The sequence below is a fragment of the Streptomyces sp. NBC_00557 genome (assembly GCF_036345995.1).
Classification (GTDB): domain Bacteria; phylum Actinomycetota; class Actinomycetes; order Streptomycetales; family Streptomycetaceae; genus Streptomyces.
Window position 1 is genome coordinate 4,104,970 of sequence record NZ_CP107796.1, and the last position, 25,492, is coordinate 4,130,461.

A 25,492-nucleotide genomic window follows, 5' to 3' on the forward strand; every position below is an offset into this window, starting at 1 on the left:
TACGAGTGAGGCCCTGAGTGGGTCTCACGTGGCGGTGTCGTCGGGCGTATCCGTCCGGGGGGTGTCCCCGCGACGGGGCAGGCCGCCCGTCGATCCATTGGTGGTGTCCTGCTGAGCGGGCCCCCCGGATGCGGCACCCTTCAGGTCCCGTCCGGCCCGCTCGCTCTCGATGAGCTCGTTCAGCCAGCGCACTTCGCGCTCCACGGACTCCATCCCGTGGCGCTGGAGCTCGAGTGTGTAGTCGTCGAGGCGCTCCCGGGTGCGCGCCAGGGAGGCGCGCATCTTCTCCAGACGCTCCTCCAGGCGGCTGCGCCGGCCCTCGAGCACGCGCATGCGCACATCGCGCGACGTCTGCCCGAAGAAGGCGAAGCGTGCGGCGAAGTGCTCGTCCTCGTACGCGTCGGGGCCGGTCTGCGCGAGCAGCTGCTCGAAGTGCTCCTTACCTTCTGCCGTCAATCGGTACACGATCTTCGCCCGGCGTCCGGCGAGCGGAGCGGCGTCCTCGTGGGTGCTGCCCGGTTCCTCGATCAACCAGCCGTTGGCGACCAGCGTCTTGAGGCAGGGGTACAGCGTCCCGTAGCTGAACGCACGGAACACACCCAGGGACGTGTTGAGTCGTTTGCGCAGCTCATAGCCGTGCATCGGGGACTCGCGGAGCAGGCCGAGCACGGCGAACTCGAGGATGCCGGAACGTCGGCTCATCGTCGCCTCCTCTCGGTCCCGCTGATCGCTCACGCGGGTCTCGCCGTGCCTCTCAGCGCCTTTATCTCGCGCTGATGTATCGACTCGATACATCACGACGATAGAACGGCCTTCCGCAGGCGACAAGAGGGACGGTGGTGAACGGGATCACATCACCGGTTCACCTGAGGCAAGTTGCCTGATTTGGGGTGAACTTCACGGCTCGGCGGGTTTTGGCGGTGCGTAGTCTGTGCGGCATGCACAGCACCGGGAACCACGTGACACCTGGGGAGCGTCGTCGTCCCCGGTGCAGTACGGGTGAATGCAGAACCGACCACATCCGTACTTCGGGGGGACCGGAAACCAGCCGCCGTTCCAGGCGCGCACGGGTGCGCCTGCCCGAGGAGTAATCGTTCGATGAGCGAGCACCGTCGCAAACCGCCGCAGCCGCAGGGAGGCGGACGTGCCGCGGCCCGACGCGGCCAGCCCGGCTCGTCCTCCGGCCGCCGCGCGGCACCGCGAGGCGCCACCGGATCTCCAGCCGACTCCTATGGGTCCAGTTCCTATGGGTCGGGTCGCAGCGGACCGGGAAGTGAGGAGCGCCCCTACGGCAGCCGTGCCGAGGCCCGCCGGGCGGCGCAGAGAGGCAGTCGCCGCAGAGGCGCCGACAACGCGGGTCCGGGCGGCCGGCGCGGCGGCCCGACCGGTCCCGGGCGCGGCAGAGGCCGGGCGGCGACGGCCCCCGGCAGGAAGCGGATCATCGACTACCCCAGGGCCGACCGGTACGGCTGGCGCCGCTGGGTGCCCTCCTGGAAGCTCGTCTCCGGGCTGTTCATCGGCTTCGTCGGAAGTCTGGTGGCGGTGGCGGGCATCGCGTACGCGATGGTGACGGTTCCCAACGAGGCAGCGGTCGCCAAGGCGCAGAACAACGTCTTCTACTGGTCCGACGGCTCGGTGATGGTCGCGACCGGCGGTGAGGTCAACCGCCAGAACATGAACTTCGCCAGCATCCCGAAGGACATGCGCTACGCCGTCATCTCGCAGGAGAACAAGACCTTCGAGACGGACAGCGGCATCGACCCGAAGGGCATCGCCCGTGCTGTCCTGAACATGGCCCGCGGCGGCCAGACCCAGGGTGGCTCGACCATCACCCAGCAGTACGTCAAGAACGCGATGCTGAACGACCAGGCACAGACGCTGTCCAGGAAGTTCAAGGAGATCTTCGTCGCGATCAAGGTGGGAGCCCAGGTCCCCAAGGACCAGATCATGGAGGGCTACCTCAACACGACGTACTTCGGCCGCGGGGCCTACGGCCTCCAGGCCGCGTCCCGGGCCTACTTCAACAAGGACGCCACGAAGCTGAACGCGGGCGAGTGCGCCTTCCTCGCGGCGATGGTCAAGGGCGCCACGTACTACGACCCGGCGGGCGCGACGTCCCTCGATCCCGCGGCGACCCCGGAGGCCAACAGCAAGCGTGCCCTGGCCCAGATGCAGGACACCCTCGACAAGATGGTCAAATACGGCCACCTGAGCCCTGCGGAGCGCGCCAAGTACACAACCCTCCCCAAGATCCAGAACCCCCGGTCGAACGGCCAGCTGGGAGGCCAGATCGGCTATCTCGTCGACCTCGCCAAGGCGTACCTGGTCAACAACCCGGCCACGCACATCACCGCGGACGATCTGCAGAAGGGCGGCTACCAGATCTACACGACCTTCGACAAGAAGAAGGTCAACCAGCTGGAAGCCGCTGTGAAGAAGGTCCAGAAGGCGAACATCAAACCGAAGCAGCGCCCCGACACGGACACCCACGTCCAGTTCGGTGGGGCTTCCGTGGACCCGGCCACGGGCGCCATCAAGGCCATCTACGGCGGCGAGGACGCGACCAAGCACTTCACCGACAACGCGGACTCGACCGGTGCCCAGGTGGGTTCGACGTTCAAGCCGTTCGTCCTGGCGGCGGCCATGAAGTGGGGTGTGCGCAACCCGCACGGTCCGGAGTCGCAGCCGCAGGACGCTCGTACGGTCGTCTCCCCCAAGAGCCTGTACAGCGGCAAGAACAAGCTCAAGATCAAGAACTACGACGGGACGGTCTGGACCGACAAGGACGGCAAGGAGTGGCTGCAGACCAACGACGGCGGTGAGTCCGTCGGAGACCCGCCGAACTACAAGATCGACCTCCGCGAGGCGATGCAGTACTCGGTCAACTCCGCCTACGTCCAGCTCGGCATGGACGTGGGACTGGACAAGGTCAAGGAGAGTGCCATGGACGCCGGCATTCTCGAGAGCAGCCTCGCCAGCTCAAACTACCCCTCCTTCTCGATCGGTACGTCGGACCCGAGCGCCATTCGCATGGCCTCCGCGTACGGCACTTTCGCGGCCAGCGGTCAGCAGCGTGACCCCTACTCCGTCGTGAAGGTGAGCGACAAGGACGGTGTGGTCTTCCAGCACCGGGACAAGTCCACGGAGGCTTTCACCCCGCAGGTCGCCGACAACGTGACCGACGTGCTGAGGACCGTGGTGGAAAAGGGCACCGGTACCCACGCGCAGCTCCCCGGTCGCGAGGTCGCCGGTAAGACCGGTACCACGGACGGCAACAAGTCCGCGTGGTTCGTCGGCTACACCCCTCAGCTGTCGACCGCGATCAGCATGTTCCGGCTGGACGACAACGCGAAGAACAAGAACCGGACGTTCCTGGAGATGTACGGAACGGGTGGCCAGGAGAAGATCCACGGTGCCTCGTTCCCGGCCGAGATCTGGCACGACTACATGGCCCAGGCGCTGGCGAACGAGCCGGTCATGAAGTTCCCGACTCCGGAGCCCATCGGTAAGGTGCTCAACGCCGAGCCGAGTCCGGCACCGACCCCCTCGGTCAGCCAGAGCCGGACGGCGAGCCCGTCGCCGTCCCCGTCGCCCAGCGTGTCGTCCTCGGCTCCGTCCCCGTCGGCGAGCAACACCTGCCAGTGGAGCTGGACCAACAACTGCAACGGCAACGGTGGCGCCAACGGCGGTGCCAACGGCGGTACGGACACGGGTGGCACCACAGGAGGCACCGATCCGTCGCCGAGCGTCACGGACACGACTGGGGCCGGAGGCAACACCCGGGGCAATGGCAATGGGGGCCTCTTCGGCGGTAAGACCGGTTAGCCGCCACGCCTGACCGGTTGGCGAGCATTTCGACCGCCACGGGTGTTTCACGTGAAACATGGGCCGCCGCACTTCACCAGGTGCGGCGGCCCACGACGTTTTCCTAGACAGGTACGGCAGGATGTGCCCCATGCCCAGTGCAGAGATGACGCCTGCGAGCAGGTACGAGCCCGAGCCCGTGCGGCCCGCCACGGCAGAACCGGTGCGTCCGACCAGTGAGGACGAGATCGCCCGGGCCGGCAGCGAGCTGATCGGCGGTCCTCTGGGGCGGCGCGCGCTGCTCGGGACCTCCTGGTGGACCCCCGTACGGGTGGTGGCGCTCGTGGCGATCGGCATGTTCGCCCTCGGCCTGGTCCAGAAGGCGCCCTGCTATCACAGCGCCTGGTTCTTCGGCGCGAGCAGCCAGTACACGAAGGCCTGCTACTCCGACATTCCGCACCTCTACCAGGGCCGCGGATTCGCCGACCATCTCGTGCCGTACTACGACAAGCTGCCGGACGACATGTCCGGAGGCATGGGCTACCTCGAGTACCCGGTGCTGACCGGCCTGTTCATGGAGGTGGCGTCCTGGCTCACCCCCCACAGCGGCGGCATCCAGCACCAGGAGCAGTGGTACTGGTTCGTCAATGCCGGGATGCTGATGGTGTGCGCGGCCGTCATCGCCGTCTGCGTGGCCCGCACCCACCACCGCCGCCCCTGGGACGGCCTGCTGGTCGCCCTGGCGCCCGCCTTCATGCTCACCGCGACCATCAACTGGGACCTTCTGGCGGTGGCGCTCACGGCCGCCGCGATGCTGATGTGGTCCCGGAGCCGTCCTGTCGCCTTCGGCGTCCTCCTGGGCCTCGCCACGGCCGCCAAGCTCTATCCCGTGTTCCTGCTGGGCCCCCTGCTCCTGCTGTGCTGGCGCGCCGGCAAATGGCGGGAGTACGCACAGGCTGTGGGCGGCGCGGTGATCGCCTGGCTCGCGGTGAACCTGCCGGTGATGCTGTCCGCGTTCCCGGGGTGGTCGAAGTTCTACACGTTCAGCCAGGAGCGGGGCGTCGACTTCGGTTCGTTCTGGCTGATCTGGGCCCAGAACTCCAGCAACCCGCCGAGCACCGGCTTTGTGAACGCCGCCGCGATGGTGCTGGTGGTGCTGTCCTTCCTCGGCATCGCCGCGCTGGCCTTCACCGCGCCGCGCCGGCCGCGCTTCGCCCAGCTGGCCTTCCTGATCGTGGCGGCCTTCATCGTCACCAACAAGGTCTACTCGCCGCAGTACGTCCTGTGGCTGGTGCCGCTGGCGGTCCTCGCACGGCCCAAGTGGCGTGACTTCCTGATCTGGCAGGCGTGCGAGGTGGCGTACTTCCTCGGCATCTGGATGTACCTCGCGTACACGACCAGCGGTGACGCCCACAAGGGGCTGCCGACGCACGGCTATCACTGGGCGATCGTGCTGCACCTGGTGGGCACGCTGTACCTGTGCGCCGTCGTCGTACGGGACATCCTCATGCCGGAGCGGGACGTCGTGCGCCGCTCGGGCGACGACGACCCCTCGGGTGGGGTGCTCGACGGCGCGGAGGACGTCTTCGTGCTCGGCGCCGCAGCTCACCCGCCGCGGCACGCCGCGCACTTCGAAGGGGCCCAGGTGGACTGGGGCAGGCCGGCGTCCGCCTCCATGGAGGATGGTTCGCTCTGAGCGAACATACTGTCGGACAGAAATGAAGAAGGCCGTACACGCGGGATGCGCGTACGGCCTTCTCGCTGTCGTGTACAGCGGCCTTTTCGCTGATTGCGCAGGGCTTCCCGGTTGAGCGGGGGCGGGGCTCAGCGGTCCACGAGCCGGTCGAACTGCGTGGTGGTGTGCCGCAGATGGGCCACCAGCTCGTCGCCGACCTTCGGTTCCGGAGCGTCCGCGGGGACGAACAGGATCGAGACCTGCATGTGCGGGGGCTCGGCGAACCAGCGCTGCTTGCCACCCCAGACGAACGGAGAAAGGTTCCGGTTGACCGTGGCGAGGCCGGCCCGTGCGACGCCCTTGGCGCGCGGCATGACGCCGTGCAGGGCCTTCGGGGCCTCCAGGCCCACCCCGTGCGACGTACCGCCCGCGACGACCACCAGGTAGCCGTCGGAGGCCGCCTTCTGCTGCCGGTAGCCGAACCGGTCGCCCTTGGCCACGCGTGTGACGTCCAGGACGGCGCCGCGGTACTCGGTGGCCTCGTGGTCCCCCAGCCACAGCCGCGTGCCGATGCGGGCGCGGAACCGGGTCTGCGGGAACTGCTGCTGGAGCCGGGCGAGTTCGTCGGCCTTGAGGTGGCTGACGAACATCGTGTGCAGCGGCAGCCGGGCCGCGCGCAGCCGGTCCATCCAGCCGATGACCTCCTCGACGGCGTCGGACCCGTCGGTGCGGTCCAGCGGCAGGTGGATGGCGAAGCCCTCCAGCCGGACGTTCTCTATGGCCTGGTGCAGCTGGGGCAGGTCCTGCTCGCTGATGCCGTGGCGCTTCATCGAGGACATCACCTCGATGACGACACGCGCGCCGACGAGGCCGTACACGCCGTCGACCGACGACACCGAGCGCACCACCCGGTCGGGCAGCGGCACGGGCTCCTCGCCGCGCCGGTACGGCGTCAGCACCAGCAGGTCACCGCCGAAGAAGTCCTTGATGCGCGCGGCCTCGTAGGTGGTGCCGACGGCGAGCAGGTCCGCGCCCAGTCGCGTGGCCTCCTCCGCCAGCCGCTCGTGCCCGAAGCCGTAGCCGTTGCCCTTGCAGACCGGGACGAGACCCGGGAACTGCTCCTGCACGTGCTTGTGGTGCGCCCGCCAGCGCGCGGTGTCGACGTAGAGCGTGAGCGCCATGGCCGGACCGGAACCTTTCTCGTGGCTGCGGTGTATCAGAGGTGTGGAAGCTGTGACCCTATGGAACCAAACGGCCGCGGGTCAGCGGCGCGACATGTAGATGTCGAGTGCCTTGTGGAGCAGCTTGTTCAGCGGGAAGTCCCACTCGCCCAGGTACTCGGCCGCCTGACCGCCGGTGCCGACCTTGAACTGGATCAGACCGAACAGGTGGTCCGTCTCGTCCAGGGAGTCGGAGATGCCGCGCAGGTCGTAGACGGTGGCGCCGAGCGCATAGGCGTCGCGCAGCATCCGCCACTGCATCGCGTTCGAGGGCCGCACCTCACGGCCGATGTTGTCCGAGGCGCCGTAGGAGTACCAGACGTGCCCGCCGACGATCAGCATCGTCGCCGCGGACAGGTTCACGCCGTTGTGGCGGGCGAAGTACAGGCGCATCCGGTTGGGGTCCTCGGTGTTGAGGGCCGTCCACATGCGCTGGAAGTACGACAGCGGGCGGGGCCGGAAGTGGTCGCGCACCGCGGTGATCTCGTACAGCCGCTGCCACTCGGGCAGGTCCTGGTAGCCGCCCTGGACGACCTCGACGCCGGCCTTCTCGGCCTTCTTGATGTTACGCCGCCACAGCTGGTTGAAGTTCTTGTGGACCTCTTCCAGGGAGCGGTTGGCCAGCGGCACCTGGAAGACGTAGCGCGGCTGTACGTCACCGAAGCCGGCGCCGCCGTCCTCGCCCTGCTGCCAGCCCATACGGCGCAGCTTGTCCGCCACCTCGAAGGCGCGCGGCTCGATGAAGTCGGCCTCCAGGTCGCGCAGGCGCTTGACGTCCTGGTCCTGGATACCCCTCTTGATCGTGTCGGCGTTCCAGCGCCGGATGATCACGGGCGGCCCCATCTTCACCGAGAAGGCGCCCTGCTGCTTCAGGTGCGCCAGCATCGGCTGGATCCAGTCGTCCAGGTTCGGCGCGAACCAGTTGATGACCGGGCCTTCCGGCAGATAGGCGAGATAGCGCTTGATCTTGGGCAGCTGGCGGTAGAGGACCAGGCCGGCGCCGACCAGCTCGCCGGTGCGGTCGTCGAACCAGCCGAGGTTCTCCGAGCGCCACTCCGCCTTCACATCGGCCCAGGCCGGAACCTGCATGTGGCTCGCCGACGGCAGGCTCTGGATGTAGGCCAGATGTTGCTCGCGGCTGATGGTCCTCAGGGTCAGGCTCATGTCGGGGCGCTCCTCGGGCTGGTGTGTCCCCATGGGTCAGGGGCTCCGGCTCTCGCGCCGAAGCCTACTGCGCCCCGCGAGCGCCCCGACTGGGCGTACGGGCCTCCACCCCGGCCGGATACGTGGCCGGGGCGGGCCCGTGCGGTGAAAAAGGACGTCGGGCGGACGTCGTCCGGCCGTCAGCCGCTGACGAGGCCGCCGAACAGCCCCCCGTGCGCCATGCTGATCAGGAAACCGACCCCCGCGGCGCCGAGACCCAGGATCAGAACGAAGCGCTCCCGGGTGGTCACGGAGATCCACTGCCCGTAGATGCCGGTGCCGAGTCCCACCAGCCCGGTCCACGAGGACAGCAGGTGGAGGCCGTGGAAGAAGGATGTGATGAAGGACAGGAACCCGAGGACGAACGTCACCACCATCAGGGTGTCCTGAAGCGGGCGGCGCTTGCCGTCCGTGGCGAAGAGGGAACCGGCGACGTTGGGATGCAATGCCTGTGCCATGGGCACCTCCTGCGGAAGGCGGCGCATAGTAGCGCCCTACACACCCGACGTGTACAGGGTGACGGTGTTCAGGGCCGGATTTCAACCGGAAGCGGGTGTGCGGGTAGTCTGTACCGTCTGCACCGGTGTCTGCCCACGCCTGCCCAGGTAACACTGCGGGATCCCCTCACAGGCCCCCGATTGTCAGTGGCGGCCGATACCGTTGCGTACGCATCACAACCCTCCTGCCACGGAACGACCGTGGCCGCTGAGTCCAAAGGAGGTGGGTTCCACATGCGTCACTACGAGGTGATGGTCATCCTCGACCCCGATCTCGAGGAGCGCGCTGTCTCCCCGCTGATCGAGAACTTCCTGTCCGTCGTCCGTAACGGCGGCGGCAAGGTTGAGAAGGTCGACACCTGGGGCCGTCGTCGTCTCGCCTACGAGATCAAGAAGAAGCCCGAGGGCATCTACTCGGTCATCGACCTGCAGGCCGAGCCTGCGGTCGTCAAGGAGCTCGACCGCCAGATGAACCTGAACGAGTCGGTCCTCCGGACCAAGGTCCTCCGCCCCGAGACCCACTGAGCCCTTCGCTCAGCTGATCTCGGGATTCGAGTAGCCAGCAAGCAGCCAGAGCAGCAAACCCGCCGAGAGGTTCCCCCATGGCAGGCGAGACCGTCATCACGGTCATCGGCAATCTTGTCGACGACCCCGAGCTGCGCTTCACCCCGTCCGGTGCGGCGGTCGCGAAGTTCCGTGTCGCGTCCACCCCCCGCACCTTCGACCGCCAGACGAACGAGTGGAAGGACGGCGAGAGCCTGTTCCTGACCTGCTCGGTCTGGCGTCAGGCGGCGGAGAACGTCGCCGAGTCGCTCCAGCGAGGCATGCGCGTCATCGTGCAGGGCCGGCTGAAGCAGCGGTCCTACGAGGACCGTGAGGGCGTCAAGCGCACGGTCTACGAGCTGGACGTCGAGGAAGTCGGCCCCAGCCTGCGCAACGCCACGGCCAAGGTCACCAAGACCGCCGGTGGCGCCCGCGGTGGCCAGGGCGGTTACGGCGGCGGTGGCGGCCAGGGTGGCGGCGGCTGGGGCGGAGGCCCCGGTGGCGGCCAGCAGGGCGGCGGCGCTCCGGCCGACGACCCCTGGGCGACCGGCGCTCCCGCCGGCGGCCAGCAGGGTGGCGGCGGCTGGGGCGGAGGCTCCGGCGGCGGTGGCGGCTACTCGGACGAGCCCCCCTTCTAGGTCCTCGGACCACAGGTCCTCGGGCCAAGGACGGGCCGTACCCACACTTCTTGATCACACAGGAGAAACACCATGGCGAAGCCGCCTGTGCGCAAGCCGAAGAAGAAGGTCTGCGCATTCTGCAAGGACAAGGTCACGTACGTGGACTACAAGGACACGAACATGCTGCGGAAGTTCATTTCCGACCGCGGCAAGATCCGTGCCCGCCGCGTGACCGGCAACTGCACGCAGCACCAGCGTGACGTCGCCACGGCCGTGAAGAACAGCCGTGAGATGGCGCTGCTGCCCTACACGTCCACCGCGCGCTAAGGGAAGGGTGACCGACTCATGAAGATCATCCTCACCCACGAGGTCACCGGCCTCGGTGCCGCGGGCGACGTCGTCGACGTCAAGGACGGTTACGCTCGCAACTACCTGATCCCGCGGAAGTTCGCTATCCGCTGGACCAAGGGTGGCGAGAAGGACGTCGAGCAGATCCGCCGCGCCCGCAAGATCCACGAGATCCAGACCATCGAGCAGGCCAACCAGGTGAAGGCCCAGCTCGAGGGCGTCAAGGTTCGCCTGGCCGTCCGCTCCGGCGAGTCCGGCCGTCTCTTCGGTTCCGTCACCCCGGCCGACATCGCGTCCGCGATCAAGGCTTCCGGTGGCCCCGAGGTCGACAAGCGCCGCATCGAGCTCGGCGCGCCGATCAAGACCCTGGGCGCCCACGAGACGTCCGTGCGTCTGCACCCCGAGGTTGCCGCCAAGGTCAACATCGAGGTCGTCGCGGCCTGACGCTGCGCTCGGCTTGAACGGCTGAGAAGGGGGCCGTCCCTTGCGGGGCGGCCCCCTTTTGCATGTCCGTGGGCCGGAGACACTGCGCGCGTGTCCGTGCCTCGGAGACACTGCGCGCGAGGCGTGGGATGTTTCACGTGAAACCGGGGCCGGTGCTACACGGCGAAGCCGGGTCGGGCGCTACGCCCCGAGGCCGGGGCAGGTGCCATCAGGCCGAAACGGGGGCGGGCCGTGGGGTCGAAACCAGCGGGTCCGTTACGCCGGTACGGTCATCGGGTCGCGCCGGTCACGATCCAGCGCCCCGACCGCGTACGCAGCCACAACGTCAGCAAGCGGGTGGTCATCATGAGGGTCATCGCGGCCCACAGTGCAGTGAGACCTCCGCCGAGGGCGGGGACCAGCAGGGCGGCCGGGGCGAACACGGCGAGGGTGACGACCATGGCTCCGGCCAGGTACGGCCCGTCGCCGGCGCCCATCAGGACGCCGTCCAGCACGAAGACGATCCCGCAGATCGGCTGCGAGAGCGCCACCATCAGCAGTGCGGGCAGGGCGGCGTCCTTGACCACGGGGTCACTCGTGAACAACGGCAGGAAGAGCGGACGGGCCGACACTACGAGAAGGCCGAGGACCACACCGGTGGCGATGCCCCACTGGACCATGCGACGGCAGGCCTCACGGGCCCCTCGGGCGTCGTTCGCTCCGAGGTAGCGGCCGATGATGGCCTGTCCTGCGATCGCAATCGCGTCGAGAGCGAAGGCCAGCAGGTTCCACAGGGACAGGGTGATCTGGTGGGCGGCTATGTCGGCGTCGCCCAGATGCGCCGCGACCGCCGTGGCAATCACGAGGATCGCCCGCAGCGACAACGTACGGACCAGGAGCGGAACGCCTGCCTGAGCCGAGGCCCTGATGCCGGGCACGTCGGGGCGGAGGGAAGCCCCGTGCCGACGTGCCCCGCGCACGACCACGGAGAGATAGACGGCGGCCATGCCGCACTGGGCGACGACGGTTCCCCAGGCCGAACCGGCGATGCCGAGTCCCGCGCCGTACACGAGCCCGGCGTTGAGCGCGCCGTTGGCGAGGAAGCCCGCGACGGCGACATAGAGCGGGGTCCTGGTGTTCTGCAGCCCGCGGAGGACTCCGGTGGCGGCGAGGACGATCAGCATCGCCGGGATGCCCAGCGAGGAGATGCGCAGATAGGTCGTGGCATAGGGAGCGGCGGTCGCCGAGGCGCCGAAGAGGTCCACGATGCCCGGCGCCAGGGGGAGGACGACGGCGATGACGGCGATGCCGAGGAGCAGCGCCAGCCAGATGCCATCCATGCCCTGGCGGATGGCGGCCTGCAGATCTCCGGCGCCGACGCGCCGGGCCACGGCCGCGGTGGTGGCGTAAGCCAGGAAGACGAAGACGCTCACCGCGGTGGTGAGCAGGGCCGAGGCGACACCGAGACCGGCGAGCTGGGCGGTCCCGAGATGTCCGACGATGGCACTGTCCGCCATGACGAAGAGGGGCTCCGCGACGAGCGCGCCGAAGGCAGGGACGGCCAACGCCACGATCTCTCGATCGTGGCGCCGGCGGGTGGCCTCGGGCATCGCGGGAGCCTGTGTCATGAGCACTAATCTAATCGTCCACAGGTAAGCGATGCAACTGGCTATCACCCCTTACTTTTTCGATCGCGGCGTGTCGATTCGGGCACCGTTCGAAGCAATCTCGGCCCGACGGGGGAAGTTTTTCTTCTGCACAGCCGGTGGACGGTAAAGCTGCAGGTCAAGGGCGGGTTATGGGTGGGAGCGAGGTCTTGTTCACAGGGCTGTCCACCGGGTCGTGCACAGGTTTCGGCGAGTTCTCCACAGCATCCGGGCCGTCGTCCACATGGCCTGTGGATAACCAGATTGGCTGACGGTGCCGACGGGCCTACCGTTGTCCGGCGCCCGCTCCTTCCCGAGGCCCGGAGAGCGTCCTTCGAAGGCACCCTTTCCTCGGCCCTGGAATCCACACAAAACCGACGCGTCGGAACCGGAGTTGGGCCTCTCAGTTGTCAGTGTCGTGCCGTACAAAAGAGGACACGGCGAGGTCCGCCGCGCGGACGGGAGGAGGTGGCTCGGTGAGCATTTCCGAGCCCTTGGACGATCCGTGGGCCGACGCCGGACCCAGTGATCGCCTGCCGGCCTCCCGTCGACGCGGTGACGGCGGCCGGGGTCGTGACGAACAGCACGACCGGGGCCGGGAGAACGGCTCCTGGGACGGCGGTGGCTCCTCCTTCGAGCGGGTGCCGCCGCAGGACCTGGACGCCGAGCAGTCGGTGCTGGGCGGCATGCTGCTGTCCAAGGACGCCATCGCCGACGTCGTCGAGATCCTCAAGGGCCACGACTTCTACAAGCCCGCGCACGAGACGATCTTCCAGGCGATCCTGGACGTCTACGCCAAGGGCGAGCCGGCCGACCCGATCACCATCGCCGCCGAGCTCACCAAGCGCGGTGAGATCAACAAGGTCGGCGGTGCCGCGTATCTGCACAGCCTCGTCCAGACCGTGCCGACGGCGGCCAACGCCGAGTACTACGCGGAGATCGTCCACGAGCGGGCGGTCCTGCGCCGCCTGGTCGAAGCCGGTACGCGCATCACACAGATGGGATACGCGGCCGACGGCGACGTGGACGAGATCGTCAACCGCGCCCAGGCCGAGATCTACGCCGTCACCGAGCAGCGCACCAGCGAGGACTATCTGCCGCTCGGCGACATCATGGAGGGCGCCCTCGACGAGATCGAGGCGATCGGCTCGCGCAGCGGCGAGATGACCGGTGTGCCGACCGGCTTCACCGACTTCGACTCGCTGACCAACGGCCTGCACCCCGGTCAGATGATCGTCATCGCCGCCCGGCCCGCCATGGGCAAGTCGACGCTCGCACTGGATTTCGCGCGGGCCGCCTCGATCAAGCACAACCTGCCGAGCGTCATCTTCTCCCTCGAGATGGGCCGCAACGAGATCGCCATGCGTCTGCTGTCCGCCGAGGCCCGGGTCGCCCTGCACCACATGCGGTCCGGCACGATGACCGACGAGGACTGGACACGGCTCGCCCGCCGCATGCCGGACGTCTCGGCCGCCCCCCTGTACATCGACGACTCTCCCAACCTGTCGATGATGGAGATCCGCGCCAAGTGCCGGCGACTGAAGCAGCGCAACGACCTGAAGCTGGTCGTCATCGACTACCTCCAGCTGATGCAGTCCGGCGGCTCCAAGCGCGCCGAGAGCCGCCAGCAGGAGGTCTCGGACATGTCCCGTAACCTCAAGCTCCTCGCCAAGGAGCTGGAGATCCCGGTCATCGCGCTCTCCCAGCTCAACCGTGGCCCCGAGCAGCGCACCGACAAGAAGCCCATGGTCTCGGACCTGCGTGAGTCGGGCTCCATCGAGCAGGACGCCGACATGGTCATCCTGCTGCACCGCGAGGACGCCTACGAGAAGGAGTCCCCGCGCGCGGGCGAGGCCGACCTGATCGTGGCCAAGCACCGCAACGGCCCCACGGCCACCATCACGGTCGCCTTCCAGGGCCACTACTCCCGGTTCGTGGACATGGCCCAGACCTGATCCCGGCCCCGTGTGGGATCCCAGATCCCGTGTCCTTTTCCCACCGGCGATGTCCACCGCGTGGCCAAAAGGACAGGGGGGATGGGATTCATGCCCCGGGAGCGAGTAGTTCCCCTCTTTGTGTACAGGACCGCTCCGGTCAGCGTCTGTGCGCGTGGCCGGGGCAGGACCCCGGCGTTACGCGGCCAGAGGGGCCGCCTCGGGAAACGCGGGGTTGGTGGTCCGATGGGTACAGCGGCGGCCGCGCCGGTATGGCTGAGTGTCCGGTGTGGTGACGAGTCCGTGGTGGAGGACCTGGAGTGGCCGTCGGTGCCACTCGGGCTGCTGCGGGAGGCCCGGCCGTGGCGGATGTTCCGCTGGTACAAGGGGCAGCAGCACTATTCGGGCACGTACTGGTCGGCGACAGTGGGCGACCACGTGATCTACGAGTCGCGGCTGGAGCTGGGGCGGCTGCTGTTCGCCGACTTTGCCCCGGAGGTGCGGCACATCATCGCCCAGCCGTTCATGCTCAAGGCCGACGTGGACGGCAAGGTTCGCAAGCACATCCCGGACTATCTGCTGGTGAAGGATGACGGGCCGGTGGTCGTGGACGTCAAGCCGCGCTACCGGCTTGAGAAGCCGGAGATCGCGTTCACGTTCGCCTGGACGCGGGAGGCGGTCACTTCGCGCGGGTGGCAGTACGAGGTGTGGAGTGAACCGGATCCGTTCGTGCTGGAGAACGTCCGTTTCCTCGCCGGCTACCGCCGCGCCTGGCTGTTCGACCCGGATCTGGTGTCCGCGCTGCGGGCTGCGGATCTGGATGGGATGTCGCTGGGCGATGCTTTCCGGCTGCTCCCGCAGTGTCCTCGGCCGCTGGTGAAGTCGGCAGTACTGCACCTGCTGTGGTCTGGGCATGTGACGACCGCGCTGGACCGGCCGCTGAGCTCGGCGCACATGCTGCGGACGGCCGCATGAACGGGGCCGGGACCAGGCTCGGGGTCGGGACGCACTTCCGGCTGGACGGCGAGACGGTCGAGGTCGTGGAGTTCGCCAGCCTGGCCACGGGCATGCAGGTCGTCCTTAAGGACGGGCGCGACAGGCTGGCTCGCATGTCGCTGCGTGAGCTACTGACCTCGGACCGCGCCGAGCTGATCCACGACAGTGCGGGCCCGTCTTCCACCGATGACGAGGACCTCGCGGCGGTGGTGCTGAACCGGCTGACCAAGGACGAGAAGAAGGACGTCCTGGAGCGAGCCGAGCATGTCCGGGAGATGCTGACGGGCTACCGCTCCGGCAGCGAGGACCTCCCACGGCCGGATGAGCCGCGCCCGCAGTACGTCCCTGACCTGCCCCTGCGAGCTCGGTATGAGGCCAAAGCGGCGGAACTAGGGGTGACCGAGCGGACAGTGCGCCGGTGGGCGCGGGCCTTCCGGGAGCTGGGCGAGGCCGGGCTGGTGCTGAAGACTGCGCGGGCGGACAGCGGGCTGGGCAACGCCGATCCACGCTGGGTCGAGGCTGCGGAGGAAGTGCTGAAGGAGTACAAGGAGGAGTCACGGCCCTCGGTGAAGGTGGTGCTGGAGGAAGTCGAGGCCCGCGTCAAGGCCAAGTTCAAGCTGGTCAAGGTGCCGGTGCCGCCACGGACGACGGCCTACCGGTGGATGCAGGAGCTGGAGCGGCGTCATCCGACATTCCGGCTGAGCATGCAGCGCAACCGTGACATCGCCGATCGCCCGAAGGGGGTCTACGGGAAGCTGCGGCCCACGAGGCCGGGCGAGTACGTGTTGATGGACACCACGCGGCTGGACGTGTTCGCGCTGGACCCGGTGACGCTGCGGTGGATGCAGGCGGAATTGACGATCGCGATGGACTGGTACACCCGCTGCATCATCGGCCTGCGGGTGACTCCGGTGTCGACGAAGGCGATCGACGCGGCGGCAGTCCTTTATCAGGCCTACCGTCCTCAGCCGGTTCCGGAGAGCTGGCCGAGGGATGCGGCCTGGCCCGAACACGGCATTCCGCGCGGGGTGCTGGTAGAGGCCGAGGCCATCCACGGGCCCGCCACCGGGGTCTGGGGCCCGAAAGTGGCGCCCGAGACGTTGATCGTCGACCACGGCAAGATCTACCTGTCGGCGCATCTGACCAGCGTCTGCCGCCGGATGGGGATCTCAGTGCAGCCGGCAAGGCTGCGCACGGGCCGGGACAAGGGGCCGGTGGAACGGTATTTCCGAACCCTGCGGGAAGACCTGCTTCAGCGGTTGCCCGGCTACAAGGGGCCGGACATTCACTCGCGCGGGCTGAACCCGGAGAAGGACGCCTTCTTCTTCCACCACGAGTTGGAGGCGATCATCCGGGAGTGGACCGCGGTGACATATCACCGCAGGCCACACGAGGGTCTCGTCGATCCGCACCTGCCGAAGGTGGAGTTGTCCCCGGCGGTGATGTTCGAGCACGGGCTCGCGCGGGCGGGCTACATCGAGGTGCCCCGCGACCCGAATCTGGCCTTGGAGTTCCTCGACGTCACGATGCGCACGGTCCAGCACTACGGCGTCGAGATCAACGGCCGCCGCTACAACGGCAGCTGCCTCGACGGGCTGCGGGACATGGCCAGCTCCAACATCGACCTGGACAAGCGGCGGCTGGAGTTCTTCGCGGACCCCGACGATGTCACCCGGATCCATTTCCGAGACCACAAGCGCGTCTGGCACACGCTTCAGTGGGAACACGCGCCCAGCCTCGACATGCCGCTGAGCGATGAAGCGCTGCAGTTCGCCCGGCGTCTGGCGGCGAAGGAGTACACCTATCCCGACGACCGGCTCGCCATCGCCCTGCTGCTGAAGCGGTGGAACCTCGGCCTTGGCACTTCTCTGGTCGAACGGCGGATGGCGCTGAGGCTCTCCCGCGAACAGGTCGTCATTGATCTTCCCGTGCAGCAGGCCGGCGACGTCACTTCGCTGCCGTCGGTCGCCCGCGTGCTGTCCCTTCCCGAGCAACCGGCGCCTCCGGCGATCGAGGCCGTCCAGGAGGCGGAGGCGGGCGATGACGATGCCGACGGTCTGGAGGAGGTGGAAGAGGAACTTGACTTCTACGCCACGGCCTTGAAGGACATCGACGATGACGAGTAAGCCGACCCGCGCCCGGGCCGAGGAAGCCGATCTGCGCTCCCGGCTGGATCACCTCACGCTGTCCCGCAAGGAAGGCTTCGCCCGCCTCGCGGACGCCCCGCGCCGGACCCGTCCGGATCTCTTGCCCCACCGGCAGCTGAAGAAGCTGGGTGAGGAAGCCCTGGCCGAGTACAACCGCGCTCGCCGCAAATGGCACGCGAACCTCGGCCCGCTCGGAACTCCGCAGATGAAAGCCCTGCACGAAGACCTCTGGGACATCTTCGACAGCAACGACCAGGACAGCGACAAGGTCAAGGGCGGGATCGCCCTCGACGCCTTTCCCGGGCTAGGCAAGACCACGGCCGTGCTTGCCTTCGCGCGCAAGCTCCACCGCCGCATCATCAAGGAGGAAGGCAAATACACCGACGACGGACATGAACGCTGGCCCGTCTGCCGGGTTGGCCTGACCAGTAACACCGGGATGCGCGACTTCAACCGGGCCATTCTGGAGTACTTCGCGCACCCCGGCCGCTTCCGCGGCACCACGGCTGACTTCGGCTATCGCGCTCTCGACTCCGTGCTGTCCGCGGAAACGAAGCTGCTGATCGTGGACGATCTGCACTTTCTGAAGTGGAGGAACAAGAGCGGGATCGAGGTCAGCAACCACTTCAAATACATCGCTAACGAGTTCCCGGTGACCCTCTTGTTGGTCGGAGTCGGGCTGGAGAAACGGGGCCTGTTCAGCGAGGGAGCAACCTATGAGGACGGGGTCCTCGCCCAGACCGGACGCCGCACGACCCGGCTGGACATGGACCCATTCGACATCAGGACCGAGCAGGGACGCTGCGGATGGCGCGACACCCTCCTCGCGATCGAGGAACGCGTACTCCTCGCGAACAAACACCCCGGCATGATCGCGGACGACCTGTCCGACTACCTCTTCGCCCGCAGCACCGGACACATCGGTTCACTCATGACGTTGATCAATCGCGGCTGCCAGAGAGCCGTACGCACCGGTACGGAACACCTGGACAGGGAACTGCTGGACCGGGTGAAGAACGACGCAGCCTCCGAGGAGGCCCGCCAAGAGCTTCAACTGGCCTTTGAGAAGAACAAACTGACCAGCCTCCCGAAACTCCAGCGTTGCACAGCATCATGAGCCGTCCCGCTTTGCGCACATTCTCCATCAGGGTCGTGCCTCTTCCAGGAGAGGCACTCGACTCGTGGTTCGAGGCGATGGCCCACAGGCTCCACACACCCATGGGCGAACTGTTGCCCCAGCTGGGGCTGGCCCGTCATGCCAGAGCAAGACGAAAGACGGAATCAGAAGCCGACATTCCGCGCGACTGGGTCCAGCTCCTCCGACCCGCGGAGGTCAACGACATTGCGTATACCTGCGGCATCGATCCCGAGCAGGTCATCGCAGCAACCCTGGCCCACTACGACCAGCGAGCTCTGCTACTTGATCACCGCACCCGACAGGTCAAACGCTGGGTCCTCTGGGGCCGAGGCAGCGGCTCCCGCTACTGCCCCGACTGCCTGGCAGCTTCCGGCGGACGATGGCAGCTGGAATGGCGGCTCGGTTGGTCCTTCGCCTGCCTCCAACACCACAGGCTTCTGGCAGACACCTGTCCGCACTGCGGCTGCCTGCAGAGAAGCTACCCCTACCCCGTCGCCGGCATTCCACAGCCAGGGCACTGCGCGAACCCCGCGACCAACCGGTCCACCGGCCCGGAGTCGCCCCGCTGCCGAGCTGATCTTGCGCAAATGCCCACGCTGACGCTTCCGCACGAACACCCGGCCCTGGCTGCACAACGGATCGTGAGCGAAACGATCACCTCGGGGACCGCAGACTTCGGCATCTATGAACGTTCCGAGGTCCCTTCGTTGAATGCCTTGGCCGACCTCCGAGCGATCGCCTCCCGAATCCTGGCCGCCTCCAGAAGCGACCTCCTCGCGACCCTGGTCCCATCCGACGTACTCGATGCCCACAACACAGCCGGAACACCGCGGTCAGGGCCTCGCTCTCTGACCAATCCCACCGTCCGGCCCGGGTTCATGGCCCCTCCCACGGCCGCCGGCACCGCAGCCGGCGTCATCGCGGCCCTGCACATCTTGGGAGGCCAGCACGTCCAGCTGGCGGGCACCGAGCTTCGCCGGCTCACCGGACACCATCCGAGGAGCACCACACCGGCAACCCCGACCACGATGGCCGCCTGGGGCAAGTACACAAGCCCGCGACTGCTGGCCGTCCAGCTTGCGTCGATCGGCCCCGATCTCAGGTGCACTGACCAGCTCCGCTACCGAACGGCGTCAAACCGGCCCCGCTACCCGGACAGCGTCCATGACTCCCACCGTCGACTTCACTCGATCCCTGCGGTGTTCTGGCCAGCGCTGTCGCTACTGATTGCACCTCCAGCAGGCCACTATCAGCGCATCCTGAGGCCCGCCCTGTCCTGCATGCTCGGCCTCACCGGCAGTCGTCTGGACATGGAAGAGATCTCGAGCCGCCTGGGAAGCGCAACCAGCGGGCTCGCTGCCTCCAGAGTCATGCAGTATCTGCGACGCACCCCGTGGTGGACGGTCATGCAGAACGTCATGACCCTGCTGGCCGAGCAACTCGACGCACAACCGGCACCCATCGACTACGAACGCCGACGCCACCTTGACTACAGCGGCCTCCTGCCCCCTCAAGAGTGGGATGACATCTGCCGACGCACAGCGCAATTCCGCGGTCGTGAGCGGCGAATCCACGCTGCCCGCAGCCACCTCTTCGAACGCATCAGCGGACTCCCGGCCGAGCTCATGCCAGCTGAGACGATCGTGACGGAAGCCGAGACCCGCAAGTGGATCAGCGAGTTCACCACTCATCTGACCTCGGACCTGGCAACCGAGCTCGACCACACAGCCAAATCCTTCCTCGACCGTCACCGCATCCACGACGAGCCACTCACCTGGCAGCCAGACACCACGCTCCTGAAAGGACTCGAGCTCCCAGGAACCAACCCCGACGCTGTCAGCGTCGCGACCCTGCACGAGCTCATCGGCCGGCCTCGCATGACCGTCACGCAAGCGGCCAACCTCCTCGGCACAAGCAACGATGCGGTCAAGCATCTCCTCGCCGAGCATCCGCCGCCACCGCGACCCATCACCCCCGGTAAGGCCTGGGCGACAGGTCACATCAGTGCAGTGGCCCGGGCACAGCTACCGGAGTCTGAACTGCGGCGTCTCTACATCGATGAACGGCTGTCCATCCGCCGCATCTCCCAGGCAACAGGTATCAGCATCAGTGTGGTCACCGCTCTCACCTGTGAGTACGACATCGCCCTGCGTCCTACGGGCAGAACAAGCCGGGCGAAGCCCATCACCAGGGAATGGCTCCACGAGCAGTACACGGTTCACCGTCGACCTCTCGCGGACCTCGCCCGCGAGACCGGCATGAGTCCCACATCGATGGCTCGCTGGGCGAGACACCACCAGATCCCGACCCGCCGCGGCGGAGCCGGCCACAACCCAGCCCTCCGAGCCCTCGCCGACGGCGCTACCGCACCACCCTTACTTCGGCTGGCACTCGAACGCCGGGGCGGTCGTGAACACCTCCGCAACTTTGCCGCCGCGGCCTCCTACCCCACCCTCGGCGCCGCAGCAGACGCTCTGAACGTCAAGCGGTTCACTCTCGTCGGGCAGATCAACCGACTGGAGCGAGATCTTGGCGGGCCGCTACTGGAACGAGCGGTCCGCGGACGTCCCATGCGGCTCACAGCACTGGGAAGGCGAGCGAAGAGAGTGATCAACAAAGCCTTTCCAGACCAGGCTGCCAGCAACACCCCGCTTCGGAGAACAGACGGAAGCTGATCAGGGGGCAATTCTCTCCTCAGCTTGGGGTTACAGCCCGCGGGAAGACAAATAGTGAAGGACTGTCAGTGGGGGACGGTACCCTCAGATCTAGCTCAAAGAGGACCCCGGTGGCGTCGAGGTCGACGGGCACCGGGGTCTCTTCCTTACTGGCATTTGGAACCTACCTCGAACACAACGCCGAAGGCACTCAGTGCCGGAGTTTGTGATCATTGCCTCGCCGATCACGGCACACCGGGCCTCCTCGCGAAACACGAGGAAGGACCCCAGAACGTGCACCTGATAAAGGCCCGCGTCACCGACTACCGGTCCATCGAGGACTCCGAGACCTTCGACATCGAAGACGACGTCACCTGTCTGGTCGGCAAGAACGAGTCAGGCAAGACCACGCTGCTGCAGGCCCTCTACCGGCTCAAGCCGGTCGAGGACGTGAAGTTCGACGAGGTGATCGACTTCCCGGCCCGCAAGACCCGGGAGCGCAAGCGGCTCCCCGACGGGAAGCAGATTCCCGTGGTCCGCGCAACCTTCCGCTTCAATGAGGCGGAGATGAAGCAGATCGTGGACGAACTGGGACCGAAGGCCTTGCGCAGCCCGGAGTTCCAGGTCACCATCGGCTACCGCGACCCCATCAAGCGGTTCACGCTCCCCTACAACGAAGCGGCCATCGTCGACCACCTGCGCTCGGCTCTCGACCTGCCCGCAGCGGCGGCCAAGGCGCTCAGCGGCGCGAAGACGGTCAAGGATCTGCTCGACGCCCTGGACGAACTGGACGAGAGCTCCTCGGACGCCAGCGCTCTGGCCGAGCGCATCCGCGAATGGCGCGACAGCAGCGTGGTGCTGCACCTGATCGACGCCTACGCGAGTAAGTGGATGCCGACGTTCGTCTACTTCGACGACTACGACTCCATGCCCGGCAAGGTCTCGCTCCCAGACTTGATCCGACGCAGCGATGCCGGCGATGTCACGCGAGGGGAGCGGGCACTGCTAAGCCTTCTCGACATGGCCGGCGTATCTCCCGAGGAGTTCAACGACTCCGACCAGCACGAACGGCTCATCCGCGAGTTGGAGAACTCGGGCAACGTCATCTCCGACGAGGTCTTCGAGTACTGGTCGCAGAACACGGAGCTGGAAGTCCAACTGAAGACCCTCGCGCCGGAACCGGGCGCCCTGGCCCCCTTCGACCAGGGCCCGATCCTGCAGGTCCGGGTCTTCAACCGCCGCCACCGCGCATCCGTGCCCTTCGATGAGCGGTCCCGCGGATTCGTCTGGTTCTTCTCCTTCCTCGCCTACTTCAACGAGCTGGAGGCAGCCGGAACCACCGACCTGATCCTTCTGCTCGACGAACCCGGCCTTTCTCTCCACGGACGCGCCCAGGAGGACTTCCTTCGTCTGGTCGACGACCGCCTCGCGCCGAAGCACCAGGTCCTCTACACGACGCACTCGCCCTTCATGGTCGATCCCGACCACCTCAACCGCGTCCGAACCGTGATCGACATGGAGCGAGGCGGCGCCAAGGTCTCCTCTGAGATCTTCAAGGCCGACGAGGACACCGCCTTCCCCCTGCTGACCGCGATGGGCATCGAGATGACTCAGACGCTGTTCGTGGGAGAGCACATCCTGCTCCTCGAAGGCCCCAGCGATCTGATCTATCTGGACGTTCTCACGGATCTTGCCGAGGCGAACGGCTCCACCGGGCTCGACCCGCGCTGGGTGAAGACCCCCATTGGCGGCTCCGGCAAGCTGTCCACCTTCGTGACCCTCCTCGGCGCGAACAAGCTGAACGTTGCCGTCCTCATCGACTCCAGCACCAAGGACGTCGGTGCCGTCCAGCGACTCCGCGACAACGACCAGCTCTCCAAGAACGGGCTCGTCGAGATCAGCGAGTTCACCGACGCCGGTGACGCGGATGTCGAGGACCTGTTCGACCGTGACTTCTACGTCGAACTCGTGAACCGCGCCTATGCCGCCGAGTTGGCCACGCCCATCACCGCTGCGGATCTCAACGCCAAGGACCCCCGCGTCGTCCGGCAGATTGAGTCGGTCTTCAAGAAGCGGAAGATCGATACGCGGTTCAACCACTACAGGCCAGCCGCTGTCCTCCTCCGTGAGCAGAACGAACTCATCTCGAAGATCGACGCCGCCACGATCGCCCGCGCCAACCGGCTCTTCACCCGAATGAACGCTCTCCTCCCCAAGCGCTGAGGGGACCAGGGAATGACACGCTCCCGGCTGTCTCTCCTCAGCAAATAGGACAGTTCTGATGCGCACGGGTGAGACACGGAAGCCCTAGGAGTGAGTACAAAGGGGCTGGCTTCGGCGGCGGTGGGGCACTTGCCCCACCGCCGCCGACTTTATGCGCGCGGCCCCTCAGTGCACTGCCCACCGGTCCGAACGACTGGTCGCGCTCGGCCTAGTGGGCATATGACTCTGCTTGCCAATGAGCAACATCGAACTCGGTCGTAGTACATGGCGTAGTGGGCAACGAGGCATGCCTCAGAGGAGGAGCCACGAACCTCTTTTCCTGTCGCTTCTGAGGATTTGGACATGGTTGTGAGAATGAGCGGCTGGACACGGCCTGAGACATCGAGAGAGTTGGCAGGTCAGCGACGCGGCAGATGACACCGGCCGTCGGAACCTACACCCCGGCCGGAACAACACCTTCCGGCCGGGGAAATGGGCTCGACGTCCGCCGTGGCACCAGATGGACTGGGCTCATGACGTCATCTCAGGAAGACCTGCTCCCCGGGACGCGCCGCGCCCTGCTGCACCGGATCGCCGTCGCCCAGGCCGAGGGCCGGGCGCCCTCGCTGGTCGCCTCCGTGGTGCGGGGCGGCAGAGCCGTCTGGCACGGGGCCCGGACCTCGGTGGACGGTCACGGACCGGACGAGAACGTGCAGTACCGGATCGGGTCCATCACCAAGACCTTCACTGCCGTCCTGGTGATGCGGCTGCGCGACGAGGGCCTGCTGGACCTGGGGGACCCGCTGGAGAAGCATCTGCCCGGCACTGGCGCGGGTGAGGCGACCATCGCCCAACTCCTCGCCCACACCGCCGGGCTGGCTGCGGAGTCCCCGGCACCCTGGTGGGAGCGGACCCCGGGCACCCTGCGCCCGGAGCTGGGCGATGTGCTCGGCGAGCAGCCCCTTCTGCACCCTGTCGGCCGACGGCACCACTACTCCAACCCCGGATACACCGTGCTCGGCGCTCTGGTGGAGCAGGTGCGGGGCGCTCCCTGGGAAGAGGTGCTGCGCAACGAGATCCTCGAGCCGCTCGGCCTGCACCGTACGAGCACGCAGCCGCAGGCCCCGCATGCCGGTGGCTGGGCCGTGCATCCGTGGGCGGACGCGATGCTGCCGGAACCGCTGGAGGACCTGGGCAGGATGGCGCCGGCCGGCCAGCTGTGGTCGACCACGGGGGATCTGGCGCTGTTCGCCGCGTTTCTGGCCGCGGGTGACGACCGGGTGCTGAGCGCGGAGTCGGTACGTGAGATGCGCACGCCGGCCGCTCCCGCGGAGGCGGCGGACGTACTGGACGGGTCCACGTACGGCCTCGGCCTGCAGATCCAGCGGCGCGACGGCCGGCTCCTGGTGGGGCACTCCGGCTCGCTGCCGGGCTTCCTGGCGAACCTCACCCTCAGCGTGGAGGACGACGTGGCCGCGGTGGTGCTCGCCAACTGCACCAGCGGACCTCTGCTGGGCGCGGTGGGCGCCGACCTGGTACGGATCGTGGCCGAGGCGGAACCACGGATCCCGGAGCCCTGGCGGCCCCTGCGCGAGATCGATCCAACGGTTCTGGAGCTGACGGGGCAGTGGTACTGGGGAACCAGCGCCTTCGGTCTTCGGGTGACCGCCGACGGCCTTCTCGCCCTCGCCCCGCTGACCGGCAGCGGTCGGCGCTCCCGCTTCCGTTCCCATGGTGACGGCACCTGGACGGGACTGGAGGGGTACTACGCCGGAGAGCTGCTGCGGCCGGTACGGCGCCAGGACGGGTCCCTGAGCCATCTCGACCTCGGCTCGTTTGTGTTCACGCGGCAGCCGTACGACCCTGAGGCAGCCGTGCCCGGTGGAGTGGACCCGCAGGGCTGGCGGGGAATCGGCTAGGCATTCCTGGCGCAGGGGGGTTTCACGTGAAACACACCCCTGCGCTTTCGGGTTCGCCGGTGCCGTCAGAGCCGCAGCTTGAAGCCCTCGTGTGAGGCGCTGAAGCCAAGCCGTTCGTAGAAGCGGTGGGCGTCGGTGCGCGTCTTGTCGGACGTGAGCTGCACCATCCGGCATTCGAGCCGGCGCGAGGTCTCGATCGCCCACTCGATCAGCTGAGCCCCCAGCCCGCTGCCCCGCTCGTCCGCGTGGATGCGCACGGCCTCGATGAGGGCGCGGGTGGCACCCCGGTGCGAGAGGCCCGGAACGATCGTGAGCTGGAGAGTTCCGATCACACGGCCGTCGCGGACGGCGACGACGAGATGCTGGTTCGGATCGGCTTCCAGGCGTTCCAGCGCGGCCCGGTACGGAGTCATGTCGTCGGGGGACTCGCGCTTGGCGCCGAGCGGGTCGTCGGCGAGCATCGCGACGATCGCCGGAAGGTCGTCGCCGGTCGCACGCCGTATTTCAAGATCTCCCATGGGCG

The 25,492-nt window shown here is 67.4% G+C and carries 19 protein-coding genes; 13 read left to right on the plus strand and 6 right to left on the minus strand.

All coding sequences use genetic code 11. The features are described from left to right. Window positions 1–24 precede the first annotated feature (24 nt). Entirely contained in the window at window positions 25–702 is a 678-nt protein-coding gene (locus OG956_RS17570) for a PadR family transcriptional regulator (RefSeq protein WP_330338918.1), read from the minus strand. A gap of 396 nt (window positions 703–1,098) precedes the next feature. Between OG956_RS17570 and OG956_RS17575 the strand changes: the two genes are divergently transcribed. Further along, on the plus strand, window positions 1,099–3,825 hold the full coding sequence (locus OG956_RS17575; protein WP_330338919.1) for a transglycosylase domain-containing protein: 2,727 nt from the start codon (window positions 1,099–1,101) through the stop codon (window positions 3,823–3,825). A 130-nt stretch (window positions 3,826–3,955) separates the two neighbouring features. Next, complete coding sequence (locus tag OG956_RS17580; RefSeq protein ID WP_330338920.1) at window positions 3,956–5,500, plus strand: glycosyltransferase family 87 protein; 1,545 nt, start codon at window positions 3,956–3,958, stop codon at window positions 5,498–5,500. A 128-nt stretch (window positions 5,501–5,628) separates the two neighbouring features. On the opposite strand, the gene OG956_RS17585 is transcribed toward OG956_RS17580, so the two are convergent. The 3 genes from OG956_RS17585 to OG956_RS17595 form a co-directional block, all read right to left on the minus strand. Beyond that, window positions 5,629–6,660, minus strand: coding sequence for an alanine racemase (locus OG956_RS17585; RefSeq protein ID WP_330338921.1), 1,032 nt, complete (start codon window positions 6,658–6,660; stop codon window positions 5,629–5,631). Window positions 6,661–6,741: 81 nt separating this feature from the next. Next, window positions 6,742–7,863: a peptidoglycan bridge formation glycyltransferase FemX gene (femX, locus tag OG956_RS17590; protein WP_330338922.1), complete on the minus strand. Its 1,122-nt coding sequence runs from the start codon at window positions 7,861–7,863 to the stop codon at window positions 6,742–6,744. A 179-nt stretch (window positions 7,864–8,042) separates the two neighbouring features. Beyond that, window positions 8,043–8,360 carry a hypothetical protein gene (locus OG956_RS17595; RefSeq protein ID WP_330338923.1) on the minus strand — a complete coding sequence of 106 codons (318 nt, stop codon included), beginning with the start codon at window positions 8,358–8,360 and terminating at the stop codon, window positions 8,043–8,045. 273 nt (window positions 8,361–8,633) lie between these two features. On the opposite strand from OG956_RS17595, the gene rpsF reads away from it, so the two are divergent. From rpsF to rplI, 4 genes are all read left to right on the plus strand, one after another. Then, window positions 8,634–8,924 (plus strand): 30S ribosomal protein S6, encoded by a 291-nt coding sequence (gene rpsF, locus OG956_RS17600; protein ID WP_330338924.1) that lies wholly within the window; start codon window positions 8,634–8,636, stop codon window positions 8,922–8,924. A 77-nt stretch (window positions 8,925–9,001) separates the two neighbouring features. After that, on the plus strand, window positions 9,002–9,580 hold the full coding sequence (locus tag OG956_RS17605) for a single-stranded DNA-binding protein (RefSeq protein ID WP_030640108.1): 579 nt from the start codon (window positions 9,002–9,004) through the stop codon (window positions 9,578–9,580). Window positions 9,581–9,652: 72 nt separating this feature from the next. Then, complete coding sequence (gene rpsR / locus OG956_RS17610; RefSeq protein WP_003949403.1) at window positions 9,653–9,889, plus strand: 30S ribosomal protein S18; 237 nt, start codon at window positions 9,653–9,655, stop codon at window positions 9,887–9,889. Window positions 9,890–9,907: 18 nt separating this feature from the next. After that, entirely contained in the window at window positions 9,908–10,354 is a 447-nt protein-coding gene (gene rplI / locus OG956_RS17615; RefSeq protein WP_330338925.1) for a 50S ribosomal protein L9, read from the plus strand. Window positions 10,355–10,623: 269 nt separating this feature from the next. Here rplI and OG956_RS17620 read toward each other — a convergent pair whose 3' ends face one another. Next, window positions 10,624–11,961, minus strand: a complete 1,338-nt coding sequence (locus tag OG956_RS17620; protein WP_330338926.1) for an MATE family efflux transporter — start codon at window positions 11,959–11,961, stop codon at window positions 10,624–10,626. Window positions 11,962–12,455: 494 nt separating this feature from the next. Here OG956_RS17620 and dnaB point away from each other — a divergent pair, with 494 nt between their 5' ends. The 7 genes from dnaB to OG956_RS17655 all read left to right on the plus strand — a co-directional run bounded on the left by dnaB (window position 12,456) and on the right by OG956_RS17655 (window position 24,969). Further along, window positions 12,456–13,934: a replicative DNA helicase gene (gene dnaB / locus OG956_RS17625; protein ID WP_330338927.1), complete on the plus strand. Its 1,479-nt coding sequence runs from the start codon at window positions 12,456–12,458 to the stop codon at window positions 13,932–13,934. 282 nt (window positions 13,935–14,216) lie between these two features. Beyond that, the gene (locus tag OG956_RS17630) at window positions 14,217–14,888 is read left to right on the plus strand and encodes a TnsA-like heteromeric transposase endonuclease subunit (protein ID WP_330338928.1); all 672 of its coding nucleotides are present in this window, start codon (window positions 14,217–14,219) and stop codon (window positions 14,886–14,888) included. A 65-nt stretch (window positions 14,889–14,953) separates the two neighbouring features. Continuing rightward, window positions 14,954–17,035, plus strand: coding sequence for a helix-turn-helix domain-containing protein (locus tag OG956_RS17635; protein ID WP_330338929.1), 2,082 nt, complete (start codon window positions 14,954–14,956; stop codon window positions 17,033–17,035). Next, window positions 17,025–18,173 carry an AAA family ATPase gene (locus tag OG956_RS17640; protein WP_330338930.1) on the plus strand — a complete coding sequence of 383 codons (1,149 nt, stop codon included), beginning with the start codon at window positions 17,025–17,027 and terminating at the stop codon, window positions 18,171–18,173. Before OG956_RS17635 ends, OG956_RS17640 begins: the two co-directional genes overlap by 11 nt. Continuing rightward, window positions 18,170–20,869 (plus strand): TniQ family protein, encoded by a 2,700-nt coding sequence (locus tag OG956_RS17645; RefSeq protein WP_330342875.1) that lies wholly within the window; start codon window positions 18,170–18,172, stop codon window positions 20,867–20,869. The genes OG956_RS17640 and OG956_RS17645 overlap by 4 nt, the downstream gene beginning before the upstream one ends. A 273-nt stretch (window positions 20,870–21,142) precedes the next feature. Beyond that, window positions 21,143–23,071, plus strand: a complete 1,929-nt coding sequence (locus tag OG956_RS17650) for an ATP-dependent nuclease (protein ID WP_330338931.1) — start codon at window positions 21,143–21,145, stop codon at window positions 23,069–23,071. A 512-nt stretch (window positions 23,072–23,583) separates the two neighbouring features. Beyond that, a complete protein-coding gene (locus OG956_RS17655) occupies window positions 23,584–24,969 on the plus strand; it encodes a serine hydrolase domain-containing protein (RefSeq protein ID WP_330338932.1) in 1,386 nt (461 codons plus the stop codon). 65 nt (window positions 24,970–25,034) lie between these two features. On the opposite strand, the gene OG956_RS17660 is transcribed toward OG956_RS17655, so the two are convergent. Then, window positions 25,035–25,487, minus strand: a complete 453-nt coding sequence (locus tag OG956_RS17660; RefSeq protein ID WP_330338933.1) for a GNAT family N-acetyltransferase — start codon at window positions 25,485–25,487, stop codon at window positions 25,035–25,037. Window positions 25,488–25,492 lie beyond the last annotated feature (5 nt).